The organism is Tunturiibacter psychrotolerans (assembly GCF_051013365.1).
Taxonomy (GTDB): Bacteria; Acidobacteriota; Terriglobia; order Terriglobales; family Acidobacteriaceae; genus Edaphobacter; species Edaphobacter psychrotolerans_A.
The window spans coordinates 4288292-4300493 of sequence record NZ_CP132941.1; the positions used below are offsets into that span (position 1 = coordinate 4288292).

Here is a 12202-nt window from a genome sequence, read left to right on the forward strand (position 1 = left end):
TGCCATATCAGTCTCCTGATATGATATCAGGAGACTGATATGGCTTCTTTAAATTTGAACGAGAAAAAAAAGCAGGTGGAAAGGAGACGGGCTGCGCAGATGATGAAGCGCATCCTGATCCATTTTCACAGCCAGATGGACGAGGCGCTGCGTCCTCAGGGAGTTACGATCGCGCAGCTGCGTTTGTTGAAGACGATTCGGGAAGAGCCGGGGGCGTCGGGGGCCCAGTTGGCTCGGTCGTGCTACATGACTCCGCAGTCTGCGCAGTCGCTTCTGACGGGGCTTCAACGAGATGGATGGGTTGTACGGAGTAAAGGGCGGGGGAATGACCGGATTCTTGCGGCCCGTGTGACTCCCGAGGGAGAGAAGCTGCTGGAGACTGCGGAGAAGGCAGCGAAGGTGATAGAGGGGAAGTTGTGGCGGGGAGTGACGGAAGATTCGGTCGAGGCTTTGAATGCGGTGTTGGAGCAATGCCTGGCGAATCTTGGGTCGGAATCGAACGGGGCTTAGAGTTGGGCCTTATGAGTTGGGTTGCGGAGTCAGGTTGCGGCCGGCATCTGATTTGGGCAGATGCCGGCTTGAGTTTATTCGGTTGATTTTTTGTGGAAGAGGGCGTGATTGATGTCGGGCCAGAACTCATGGAAGAGGAAGGTTCCGGCATCGATGCCGATGTTCTGGCCCCATCGGTCTGCTGTGTTGCCGAAGGTTCTCTCACGCGAGGGGTAGTAGAGGTTTGAGACTCCTGCTGCGGCGCCGGCGCCAACGACTTCGCTGATGTTGAAGGTGTCGTGGCCAGCGTCGTTGCGGGTGATGATGGCGCGGCTGAGAGAGTATCCTGTGCGCTTCCAGAAGCCTCCGCTGCCAAGAGTGTAGTAGCGGGTGTCTTCGTGGGTGATGACGGGGACGATGAACTCGACGAAGTAGTTTTCGTTGGCCTGGTCGACAAAGGCGTGCCAGTAGTAACGGCCATATCCGGCGGCTCCCTGACCAAACTCCGGCGTGTTGTTGGTGGCCTGGTTGTAGCCTGCGACGAGGGCTGGCAGGAAGAGGGAGGAGTAATCGAAGTTGTCGTGGGTGGCGGTGAGGAACTTCTCTTTTACGGTCTGCGGCGGGAGATGGACGTTTGCGCTGACGGCACGAAAGTTGGGGAAGATGCCGAGAATACGCTTGGTCTGCTGGCCCTCGCCTTGCGCGGCTTCGGCGGCTGAGTCGTGCGATGCCTGCTGAGCCTGTGGCGCGTCGGGATAGTCCGTGTTGCCAAGTGAGGAGGAGTAGGTTTCGGCGCTTACTGTTTTGAGCGTGGCTGGCGGGTCTGATAGGGAGTTCCTGTTGTCTTGTCCTTGCGCGGTTCCGCAGAAAAGATACAGTGACAGGAACAAATTTGTGACACAGACTGCGTGGGATGGTTTTATTTTCATAGGCCCTAATTTTGTTGTTGGTTGGTTAGACGCAGAAGTACGATGATTGGTCTAACTGAGTTGATTCATTCCACCGTCATTTTGATTGTCACACGTGCGAACCAGCGAAAAGACAGGAGTAAGACGCAGATTTTCCCACTGTGATCTGTGCTTATTTGTCTCTGTGACTAACTGAGGGTGGCGTGGAAGCGGAGACGAACGTAGTCGGCGGTCCAGTTGCCGTCGGCATCGCGCAGGATGGGCTCGAGCAGGGCGATGGTGTTGGTGACGGCGACGGCGCGATCGTGCGGATTGAGGCGGTCGAGGACGCCGTTGCGGAAGGTGTTGAGCCAGGACTCCATGCCGTTGGGTAGCGGGGTGGGGCGAGGAATGAGTTCGATGGATTGGACCGTGAAGCCGGCGGATTCGAGTAGTCGGCGATAGAGTGCGGGTGAGGGGAAGAAGCTCGCGGCGGTGGCTTCGGCGTCGATGTGAAAGGGTGCGAGTGTGGCCTGGAGCGCGGTCCGGATGGCAGCGACGTTGCCTTGGCCGCCCATCTCGGCGACGAAGCGTGCGCGTGGAGTTTCGCTGCGGAGTGCGCGGCGGACGCAGGAGAGCATTGCCTGATGGCCAGGGACGCCGGTGATCCAATGGAGAGCGGCGTTGGAGAAGACGGCGTCGAACTGTTGGTCGTAGGGCAGCGCGGTGGCGTTGTGATGGTCTAACGCAAAGCTGTTGGCACTGTGGAGGCTGCGTTCGCGCGCGGCGGCGAGCATGGAAGGTGATGCGTCGACGCCGGTGACGATGGCGCCGGTCGCGGCGAGTTGCTCGGTAAGGGCACCGTCGCCACAGCCGAGATCGAGGATATGTTCGCCGGGTTGTGGGGCGAGGAGGGCGACGACGTCTCCAGCGAGTGTCGCGACGAAGCGGCCGTTGGTGGCGTAGGCTTCAGTGTTCCAGGTCTGTCCGATGGCGGGCGGTGCGGAGTTGCCGGGAGTCGTCATAGGGTTATTGTCCGACAGGGAGAGCGCGTCGGCGAAGAAGATAAGAATTAACGACAGTGGGATAAGTTGAGCTGGATGGTTGGTCTTCGAATATCGCGGTTTTATTAGGGGATGGACGCGGTTCGGAGATCGAGTTCATCGAGGATTTTTGCGGTTCAATACTTCGAGAAGAACGACGGCTTCGTTGTGGTCGGTGTCCTTCGCGCCGTAGACGAGAGTGGCGGGTGCCTTGGCGATGGCTTGATGGAGGAGGGTCATATGCTCGGGGTTATGTTTCAGCTCTGCCTGGTAGCGGGTTTTGAATTCGGCCCACTTTGCAGGGTCGTGAGCGAACCACTTTCGTAGATCGTTGGTGGGGGCGATCTCTTTGAGCCATAAATCGACGTGAGCTTTTTCTTTGGTCAGGCCGCGCGGCCAGAGCCTGTCGACGAGAATCCGGGTGCCGTCTTTTTCGGAGGGTTCCTCGTAGACCCGTTTAATTCGGATGGTCACGGTTGATTCTTTCTCTCTGGAAATCAGGAGCCGTAGCCGCGGTGCTTCATGGCGGCCAGTTCCTCGTTGCTGGGCCAGGAGATTGTCAGGAGAAAGGCAGAGTCGCTGCTGGCTTCTACGTCGTGGCGGATGGAGGCGCCAAGGGTGAAGAGGGTTCCGGCAGGGAGATCGTGCGGCTTGCCGTTGACGGAGACGCGGATCTGGCCTTTGAGGACGTGGAGAGACATGGTGCCGTCGGCGTGATGCTCTTTCATGCGGGCGTCGCTCTGCATGGAGATGAGGACGACCCTGAGGTCGTGCTTCTTGAATAAAGTTTTGGAGCAGATGCCGGCTGGCCAGGGCTTTTTTTGCTCGGCGTCGGCAATCTCCCTGGCGAGGTCGAACTGCGCGATCTTGTCGATCATGGTGCCGTCTTGCTGGGAGGTTGTCATGGGCAGATGCTCCTTTATTGGCTGAGAGTTTACTCCTTCCACTGGGAGAGGGGCGATGGTGAATGGGTTTCGAGGCCGCGCGGGCGGTTGTTGCCTATACTTATGTTTCGCTGCGGTAGCAGATTGCGGCGGCGGAAGAATGATTTTGAGGAGTGGATCAGTGACTACGACGATGACAGCAGGGGTTGCGTTTGGGCGGGAGAACAAGGCGCGGTTTGTGGAGGAGTTGAAGGCGTTGTTGCGGATTCCTTCGGTGTCTACCGCTCCTGAGCATGTGGGCGATGTGCGGCGGGCTGCGGAGTTTGTTGCGGCGGAGCTGAAGAGGATTGGGATGGAGAACGTTCGTCTGATCGAGACGACGACGGCGGAGCGCAAGGGGCATCCGTTGGTGTATGCGGACTGGCTGCATGCGGCGCCGGGAGCTGATGGGAAGGCGAAGCCTACGGTGCTCTGCTATGGGCACTATGATGTGCAGCCGGCGGAACCGCTGGATGAGTGGAAGACGCCGCCGTTTCAGCCGACGGAGCGCGATGGAAATATCTATGCTCGCGGTGCGGTGGATGACAAGGGGCAGATGTGGATGCATGTGAAGGCGCTGGAATCGTTGATGGCTGCGGGTAGTGGGAAGCTGCCGGTGAATGTGCGGGTGATCGTTGAGGGCGAAGAAGAGGTTGGGGGCGAGGGGATCGCTGCGTTCGTGCGCGAGCATGGAGATCAGCTAAAGGCGGATGTCGCGTTGGTGAGCGATACGGAGATGTTTGCGCCGGAGTTGCCGACGTTGTGTGTGGGATTGCGAGGGATGATTTATACGGAGATTGAAGCGCGAGGGGCGAAGGTCGATCTGCACTCGGGCATGTATGGCGGCGCGGCGCCGAATCCATTTGTCGCGCTTGCGCAGGTGATTGCGAAGTTGAAGGATGAGAATGGAAAGATTTTGATTCCGGGATTTTATGACAAGGTACAGAAGCCTACGGCGGATGAGCTGAAGGCTTGGAAGGCGCTGCCGTTTGATGAAGAGCACTATCGCGAGACGGAGGTTGGGTCGACTGTGTTGACGGGAGAGCCGGGGTTGAGTGTGCAGGAGCGGACTTGGGCGAGGCCTACGCTTGATGTGCATGGAATGCCGGGCGGGTTTGTTGGAGTTGGGGCGAAGACTGTAATTCCCGCAAAGGCTGTGGCGAAGGTGAGCATGCGGCTGGTGCCGGATATGACGCCGGCGGAGAGCTTTGCGAAGTACAAAGCCTATGTGGAGTCGATTGCGCCGAAGGGAGTGCAGCTTGAGGTGCGACTGATTCATGCTGGAGATCCGATTGTGGTGAGCACGGATAACGCCTATGTGAAGGCTGCGACGGAGGCGATGCGCGAGGTGTTTGGAAAGGAGACGGTGTTTGTGCGCGGGGGAGGATCGATTCCGATAGTGGGGGACTTTGTGCGCGAGTTGAAGATTCCGACCGTGATGATGGGGTTTGGGCTGCCGGATGACAACCTGCATGCGCCGAACGAGAAGTTTCATCTGGCGAACTTTCATCGGGGGATCGAGTCGATTGTGCGGTTTTTGAGTGGTGTCGCAGCTTGATGCGGGAGGGCTTGCCTCCGGTTGGCGGGTATGTGCTCGCCGGAGGTAAGAGTTCGCGGATGGGGAGCGATAAGGCGCTGCTTGAACTGGCGGGGAAGCCGCTTGTGCGGCATGCGAGTACGAAGCTTCGACGGCTTTGCGCGGAGGTGAGCATTCTAGGCAACGATTCTGCACTGGAGCGATTCGGTGCTCTGGTGCGGGATTTGCACCCGGGATGTGGGCCGCTGGGTGGGATAGAAGCTGCGCTGCGGAGTTCGAAGTATGACTGGAATTTGGTGCTCCCAGTGGATGTGCCATTTCTGCCTACCGCTCTTCTAGAGGACTGGCTTTGGTCGGTGCTCCATCGTCCGATTCGGGATATCAAACTTGCGATGCTCTCGGTTGATAGCCATCCCCATCCGGCGTTATTGATAATTCATCGACAGATTGTGCCTTATTTGACGGCTTCCCTGGAGCGCAGCGAGTTGAAGTTACTTCCGGTGCTTCGATCGGCGTGCGATGACATCGCAGCCAAGCTTAAAGTGAAGAGCAAGAACGTTTTTGTTGAGATGCAATGGGATGATCTGTTCGCTCCTGAGATGAAGGATGACAGCGAGTCGTGGCGGACACTGACGAAGGCTCAACGGGAAAACCAGTCGCTGTGGTTTGCGAACTTGAATACGCCTGAGGAGTTTGCAGACGCGGAACGGCATATTGATGCGCTGGATACTTAGCCGGGGGGATGGGTTAGGCTAGATTTGCGTTGAGATTTGGGTGCTGGGAGTGGCGATTATGGCTGAGCCGGATAAGAAGTTAGAGGGAGAACATGTTGAGGTCACCGCGGATACGCCACTGATTGATAGCGTGTCGGAGGATGTGTCGGCGGAGGTGGGCGATTTTATTCAGCAGGCGGCTGAGCAGAACGAGGCGGCAGCCGATGCTTTGCCGGATGTGAAGAATAAGCCAGGGCCGTATATCTCGTTCGAGCATGTGTACAAGTCGTTCGGCGAGTTTGTGGTGTTGGAGGATGTGAGCTTCTTTGTCTACCCGGGGGAGACGCTGTGCATTTTGGGACGAAGCGGTGTGGGGAAATCGGTGTCGCTGCAAATGCTGCTGGGTTTTTTGAAGCCGGATAAAGGAATGATCAAGGTCGCGGGGGAGAATATCTGTGGCTTCAAGGAGAAAGAGTTACAAGAGATTCGTCGGAAGGTGACGATGGTCTTTCAGAATGGAGCGTTGTTCGACTCGATTACGGTGGGGGAGAATGTCGCTTTCCCGATGCGTGAGCGCGGAGAGATGGCGGAAGACCAGATACTTCAGGTGGTGAAGGGACTGCTCGAGATGGTGGGTGTGGCCGGGATGGAAAGCCTGCTGCCGTCTGACCTGTCGACGGGGATGAAACGGTCGATTGCGATTGCGCGGGCGTTGGCTTCGCAGCCTGAGGCGGTGTTGTACGACGAGCCTACAACTATGGTGGACCCTCTGATGGCACATCTTCTTGGAGATTTAATCGAACGGCTAAAACAGCAGCTGCACCTGACCAGTATCGTTGTGACACACGATATGAGGCTGGCGAAGAAGCTGGCTGATCGAGTTGTGTTTTTGAGCGCAGGGAAGGCGATTTTCTTTGGAACCATGGAAGAGATGGAGAGAAGCCAGGATCCGATTCTTCAGGAATTTCTGGCGCTTGACGAGTTGGTTACCCCGGTCTAGGAATTGTGCATGAGATGCAACATTTTCTGGCTAAATCGAGTTCAGTGAGCCCTTATCTCGATGATGCAAAGTATTGCAGTAACTGTTGCCAAGCCCCTGTCTGAGACGTATGCTCGAAATAGCACCAGTAATTTAAGTGACCCGCACAAATTGTAGCGATTGCTTTTTTTTATCGACGGTATTCCTGAGCTTCGATTCAGGCATCCTACCGACTTAAGGCCCAGGATTATGAGTTGAAAGGCGTTCGCTATGGCGACACCGGATTATCTGCAGCAGGTCATTGTCTCAGAGAGAAAATTCGCGGGGAATGGAAGGCGCGCGTCGAGAGCTGGCGGCGGTATATTCCGCAGGCCATCGATCACCAGTACGGTCTGGGCGTCTCTTGACCTGGTGACGGTGGTGATTGCGGCGCTGGTGGCCTTACGGTTTCGCGTGCAGCCACCTGCTGATGTTTCTACTTTGCGTGTGTTGCCGCACCTCATCAAATCTTCCCCCAATCTTCTGCCCTTCTACATCGGCTGGTATGGGGTTTGTCTGATCTTCTTTACGCGGTCGTATAACCTGTACGGAACGATTCAGCACCACAGCGGGTTACATGAACAGAGAATGACTATTCAGGCGTCTTTGACCTCTGGACTGCTCTTGTGTGGGACGCTCTACCTATCGAGCGGCGAGGCGATCTCGCGGATTGTTGTTGCCTTGATGGTGTTGTTTACCACGGTGTTGCTGTGCCTGCGGCGCGCGTTGTGGCGGCGAATGGTTCAACGGAGATTCCGAGCCGGGATTGAGACGCGAAATGTTTTGATTGTGGGAGCGGGGCGTGTTGGGCATGCACTGAGGAATCACATCGACACCTTGCAGCATCTGGGATTTCGCTTCAAGGGCTTTGTCGCGTTGACCGAACGCGAGGCGGAGTCCGGCAATGCAGATGTGGTGGGCGATGTGAGGAACTGTCTGTCGCTGGCACGGTCGCTGTTTGTGGACGAGATCTTCTTTTCTGTTCCGGCTGAAGAGAAGATGGTGATCAGCATGGTGGAGGAGGCCCGGATAGCGGGTATCGATGTCCGCGTGGTTCCGGACATGTACGACGGCCTGGCGTGGAATGCAAGAGTGGAGTATGTCGGTCAGTTTCCGACGATTCCGCTGCATCGTCGGCATTTTCCGATGGGCGGATTCATGTTGAAGCGGGTGCTCGACACTACTGTATCGGTGATTGGTCTGTTGGCGACTTCGCCGATCATGCTTGCGATTGCTCTTGCGATTCGGTTGGACTCGCCCGGGCCGATTTTTTATAAAGCACAGAGGATTGGTCGAAAGGGACGTACCTTCTCCTGTTACAAGTTCCGGACGATGGTGCAGAACGCGGACAAGCTGAAGGCCGATCTGGAGCATATGAACGAGCGAGATAGTGTGCTGTTCAAGATCAAGAAAGATCCGCGGATTACGCGGGTTGGCAAAGTGTTGCGGAAGTATTCGCTGGACGAGTTGCCGCAGTTTTATAACGTGCTGAAGGGCGATATGAGCCTGGTTGGACCGAGGCCACCGATGGCGGCCGAGGTGGAACAGTACGATCTTGCGCATCTGCGTCGGTTGGACGTATTGCCGGGCATTACCGGATTGTGGCAGGTAGAGGCGAGGCAGGACCCGTCGTTCGACAGTTATATTTCGCTCGATACGGCTTATGTGGAGAACTGGAATCTGATGATGGATCTTCGCATTCTGGCACGTACGGTGGGTGTTGTGCTGAGCGGGACCGGCTCCTAAATCTTTTTTTAGCTATATTTGCAGATGCCGTTTTTCCTGGAAGAGCGGTAATCCGAGCTGCGGATTCCCTGTACGCCAACACGAAAAAATGATCTAAGCGGTAAACTTGAAGAGTGAAGATAGCGCTTGCTCAGATCAACCCGACGGTGGGGGATTTCGCCGGGAATGCGAAGAAGATTCTTGAATATGCGGCTCGTGCCGAAGCTCTCGGCGTGGGTCTTGTGGTCTTTCCTGAGCTGGCCGTATGTGGATATCCGCCGGCGGACCTTTTGGAAAAGGCATCGTTTGTCGCGCGGGCCGAAGAGGTTGCGGCTGAGCTTGCGGAGTGGACTGCGGGTGCGGGGCGACCGGCGATTTTGTGCGGAACGGTGATGGCCACCAGAGCGAATGTCGGCAAGCAGGTGAGGAATGTCGCGGCGCTGCTTGATGGGGGTAAGTTGAGCTTTGTGCAGCAGAAGATGCTGCTGCCGTTCTACGACGTCTTCGACGAGCAGAGATACTTTGAGCCTGCAACGGAACAAGCGCTGGTTTGTGTGCGCGGTGAGCCGCTGGCGATTACGATCTGCGAGGACGCTTGGAACGATAAGGGATTCTGGCCGCGGCAGATGTATCCGGTGGATCCCGTTGAGAAGCTGATGGGCAAGTGGGAGGCGCAGTCGACGGAGATTGCAGGCCAGCCACGGGTTATTTTGAATATCTCAGCTTCGCCGTATTGGCAGGGAAAGCAGCAGGTGCGCCAGAGCATGCTGGCTGCACTGGCGCGGCGGCATGGTGCGTTTGTGGCGATGGCGAATCAGGTGGGAGGCAATGACAGCCTGGTGTTCGACGGCACGTCACTGGTGATTCGGCCCGATGGCGAGGTGGTGGCGCAGGCTGCTTCGTTTGTTGAGGACCTGATTGTCTTCGATACGGAGGATGGCGCGGCTGTTGCAGTCGAGAAGCCGGTGGATGAAGTTGCGGCGATGTGGGATGCGCTGGTGCTTGGGACGCGGGACTATGTGAGGAAGTGCGGATTCAGCAAGGTGCTGGTGGGGCTGAGCGGCGGGATTGATTCGGCGCTGGTGGCGGCCATTGCGGTGGAGGCCCTGGGCAAGGAGAACGTGATCGGTGTCGGAATGCCGACGGAGTACTCGTCGCTGGGCTCGATTGAGGATGCGAAAAAGCTGGCGAAGAATCTTGGGGTGAGGTTTGAGTTGCTGCCGGTCCATGACGTGTTCGCGCAGTTTCAGTTTTTGTTGCAACCGCTGTTCAAGGGAACGCCGTTTGGACTGGCGGAAGAGAACTTGCAGCCGCGAATTCGCGGAACGCTGTTGATGGCATTGTCGAATAAGTTCGGCGCGCTGGTGTTGACGACCGGAAATAAGAGCGAGATGTCGACCGGGTACTGCACGTTGTACGGCGACATGGTGGGGGCACTGGCCGTCATTGGCGATGTGATGAAGACGCGGGTGTATGCGCTGAGCCGGTATGTGAACCGTGCGGGAGAGGTTATACCTCGGGCGACGATTTCGAAGGCGCCTTCGGCGGAGCTGCGGCCGGGGCAGCAGGATACGGACTCGCTGCCACCGTACGAGGTGCTCGATCCGATACTTGAGGCGTATGTGGAGCGGTATTGCTCGGCGGAGCAGATTGCCGAGGAGCAGGGCGTGGATGTGGCGCTGGTGCGATCGGTTCTGCAGCTGGTGGAGAAGAGCGAGTATAAGCGACAGCAAGCGGCTCCGGTGTTGAAAGTTACGAGAAAGTCGTTCGGAATGGGCCGGCGATTTCCCATTGCGGTCAAAGTTCAGGTGTAATAGAGGAGCTGCGCGCATAGCGACGGCGGAGGATGGTGTCTTTGAAGATTTCACAGTGGATGTTGGCAGGATTGGTGGGGGCTCTCAGCATTACGGTAACGGCGGGTGCGCAAACAGGGACAGGAGCGGCGGCACAGCCGGCTCCGGCAGCACAATCGGCTCCGGCGGCGCAGAAGGCTGGCGCTCCGTTGCAGTTGCAGAGCCTGGGACAGCAGACAAAGGCAGATCCATTTCCACCTGTGAATGAGAAGTTCTTTACGGCTTCTACGCCGACGGTGGATACGGTCAACGGTTTTTTGAAGGCGTTGTGGGGATATGATCCGAACCGCATCTGGCGAGTCGAGGCGATTCAGACGACCGCTGCTCCGAATGTGAGCAAGGTGGTGGTGTTTGTTTCGGACAAAACTCCTAACGCGAAGGTTCAGCCGACGGCATTTTTTGTGATGCCGGATGGAAAGCATGCCGTTGCAGGTGACGCGGTGGTGCCGTTTGGCGTGACTCCGTTTGCGGACCTGCGTAGGACGTTGCAGACTCGGGCTGATGGTGCGACTCGTGGGGTGGCGAGCAAGGATCTGCTGCTGGTGGAGTTTGCGGATCTGCAGTGCCCGCATTGCAAGGAAGCTCAGTCCACGATGGATCAGTTGGTGAAGGACTTCCCGAATGCTCGTGTTGTGTACCAGAGCTTTCCGTTGGTCGATCTGCATCCGTTCGCGTTCAAGGCGGCGGCGTATGGGTACTGCGTGCAGAAGCAGAAGAACGATGCATACTTCGTTTACGCTGCGGCGGTGTTCGATACGCAGGGCGCTTTGACTCCGGAGACCGGGGACCAGACGTTGAAAGACGCGGTGACCAAGGCTGGGCTGGACCCGGCGGCGATTGATGCTTGTGCGGCGACGCAGGCGACCAAGGACCAGGTGAATGCTTCGATCAAACTGGCGCAGGATGTCAATGTCGAGCAGACACCGATGCTTGCGGTGAATGGGCACCTGTTGCCGCTGACTGGGATTCCTTACGAGACGTTGAAGACGATTGTGTCGTACCAGGCATCGCTTGACGGAGTGAGCACGGGCGCGACGGGAGCGGCGGTGGGAAGCAGTTCGAATCCGCCGACTTTAGGCAAGTAGGGAGAGATTGTTTCGACAAGCCCCAGTCTGACGGCTGGGGCTTTTTCTTGCTTAGGCCAGAAGGGATTGCTTAGCGGTGGCGGTCGCCGATGAGTTTGATCGCGGCGAGAAGAAGCGTGAGGAAGCCTGTGGGCAGGCAGCCCATCGCGAGCATCAAGGAGAGCCATCCGAGGTTTGTGTGGGGTCCTTGATGACGGGAGATGCCGCCGAAGCTGGTGAAGATGAGTGCGGCTGCGATGACTCCGGCGCCGAAGATGAGGAAGCCGGTACGGAGGAGTTTGCGAGTGTCTGGCTGCATAGGGTGAGACGATTTCCAGGCGGACGATGACGGGGATTGCGTTAGCGGTAGGCGGCCAGCATGGCGTAGACGATGACACCGGAGACGGAGACGTAGAGCCAGATCGGATAGGTCCAGCGCGCAAGGCGGCGATGCGCAGGGAAGCGACCGGTGAGCGAGAGAAAGAAAGTAATCAAGATCATGGGAAGGCAGACGACGGCAAGAAGAATGTGTGGTGTCAGCAGGATCCAAAGATAGATGAAGCGAGCGATGGGATAGGCCCTGGGGAAGAGCAAGTCACCATGGAGGACATGGTTCACGATGTAAGCGACGAGGAAGACGCTCGAGACGATGAAGGCGCCGAACATGCTGTTTCTGTGTGCAGTGATCTGGCGGCGACGGATGTAGCGGAAGCCAAGGACAAGGAAGAAGGCACATAGGGCATTCAGGACAGCGTCAAGCGCGGGCAGGAAGGCCAGGTGCGTTCCGGCGACGTCAATGGGAGGATGATAGTAGACCAACCAAGCGAGGAAGAGCGAGGCAACTGCACTGATTCCGATGATCGCGGCGATGACTGAGGGTGGGGTGCGATAGTCCGGATTGACTGCGACGACGGGTGCGGGCATTGATTCGTTCCTTACGGGATAGAAGA

General features: G+C 57.3%; 13 protein-coding genes. 7 read left to right on the plus strand and 6 right to left on the minus strand.

The features are described 5' to 3' along the window. Nucleotides 1-39: 39 nt before the first annotated feature. On the plus strand, nucleotides 40-510 hold the full coding sequence (locus RBB76_RS18015; protein WP_429629076.1) for a MarR family winged helix-turn-helix transcriptional regulator: 471 nt from the start codon (nucleotides 40-42) through the stop codon (nucleotides 508-510). 74 nt (nucleotides 511-584) lie between these two features. Here RBB76_RS18015 and RBB76_RS18020 read toward each other — a convergent pair whose 3' ends face one another. The 4 genes from RBB76_RS18020 to RBB76_RS18035 form a co-directional block, all read right to left on the minus strand. After that, complete coding sequence (locus RBB76_RS18020; protein ID WP_429629077.1) at nucleotides 585-1418, minus strand: hypothetical protein; 834 nt, start codon at nucleotides 1416-1418, stop codon at nucleotides 585-587. Nucleotides 1419-1585: 167 nt separating this feature from the next. Beyond that, on the minus strand, nucleotides 1586-2401 hold the full coding sequence (locus RBB76_RS18025; protein WP_429629078.1) for a class I SAM-dependent methyltransferase: 816 nt from the start codon (nucleotides 2399-2401) through the stop codon (nucleotides 1586-1588). 135 nt (nucleotides 2402-2536) lie between these two features. Next, complete coding sequence (locus RBB76_RS18030) at nucleotides 2537-2893, minus strand: DUF488 domain-containing protein (RefSeq protein WP_429629079.1); 357 nt, start codon at nucleotides 2891-2893, stop codon at nucleotides 2537-2539. 23 nt (nucleotides 2894-2916) lie between these two features. Further along, on the minus strand, nucleotides 2917-3324 hold the full coding sequence (locus RBB76_RS18035; RefSeq protein ID WP_429629080.1) for a cupin domain-containing protein: 408 nt from the start codon (nucleotides 3322-3324) through the stop codon (nucleotides 2917-2919). 172 nt (nucleotides 3325-3496) lie between these two features. On the opposite strand from RBB76_RS18035, the gene RBB76_RS18040 reads away from it, so the two are divergent. From RBB76_RS18040 to RBB76_RS18065, 6 genes are all read left to right on the plus strand, one after another. Then, entirely contained in the window at nucleotides 3497-4900 is a 1404-nt protein-coding gene (locus tag RBB76_RS18040) for a dipeptidase (RefSeq protein ID WP_429629637.1), read from the plus strand. Continuing rightward, the gene (gene mobA / locus RBB76_RS18045) at nucleotides 4900-5613 is read left to right on the plus strand and encodes a molybdenum cofactor guanylyltransferase (protein ID WP_429629081.1); all 714 of its coding nucleotides are present in this window, start codon (nucleotides 4900-4902) and stop codon (nucleotides 5611-5613) included. Before RBB76_RS18040 ends, mobA begins: the two co-directional genes overlap by 1 nt. Before the next feature lie 58 nt (nucleotides 5614-5671). After that, nucleotides 5672-6592 (plus strand): ABC transporter ATP-binding protein, encoded by a 921-nt coding sequence (locus RBB76_RS18050; RefSeq protein WP_429629082.1) that lies wholly within the window; start codon nucleotides 5672-5674, stop codon nucleotides 6590-6592. A gap of 249 nt (nucleotides 6593-6841) precedes the next feature. Beyond that, nucleotides 6842-8356, plus strand: a complete 1515-nt coding sequence (locus RBB76_RS18055) for a sugar transferase (protein ID WP_429629083.1) — start codon at nucleotides 6842-6844, stop codon at nucleotides 8354-8356. Between the two features lie 113 nt (nucleotides 8357-8469). Further along, nucleotides 8470-10149 carry an NAD+ synthase gene (locus tag RBB76_RS18060; protein ID WP_429629084.1) on the plus strand — a complete coding sequence of 560 codons (1680 nt, stop codon included), beginning with the start codon at nucleotides 8470-8472 and terminating at the stop codon, nucleotides 10147-10149. A gap of 32 nt (nucleotides 10150-10181) precedes the next feature. Beyond that, the gene (locus RBB76_RS18065) at nucleotides 10182-11273 is read left to right on the plus strand and encodes a DsbA family protein (protein ID WP_429629085.1); all 1092 of its coding nucleotides are present in this window, start codon (nucleotides 10182-10184) and stop codon (nucleotides 11271-11273) included. A 70-nt stretch (nucleotides 11274-11343) separates the two neighbouring features. Here the strand turns inward: RBB76_RS18065 and RBB76_RS18070 are convergent, their stop codons facing one another. Next, on the minus strand, nucleotides 11344-11571 hold the full coding sequence (locus RBB76_RS18070) for a hypothetical protein (RefSeq protein ID WP_429629086.1): 228 nt from the start codon (nucleotides 11569-11571) through the stop codon (nucleotides 11344-11346). 41 nt (nucleotides 11572-11612) lie between these two features. Next, nucleotides 11613-12176: a DUF420 domain-containing protein gene (locus tag RBB76_RS18075; protein WP_429629087.1), complete on the minus strand. Its 564-nt coding sequence runs from the start codon at nucleotides 12174-12176 to the stop codon at nucleotides 11613-11615. Between the last annotated feature and the right edge of the window lie 26 nt (nucleotides 12177-12202).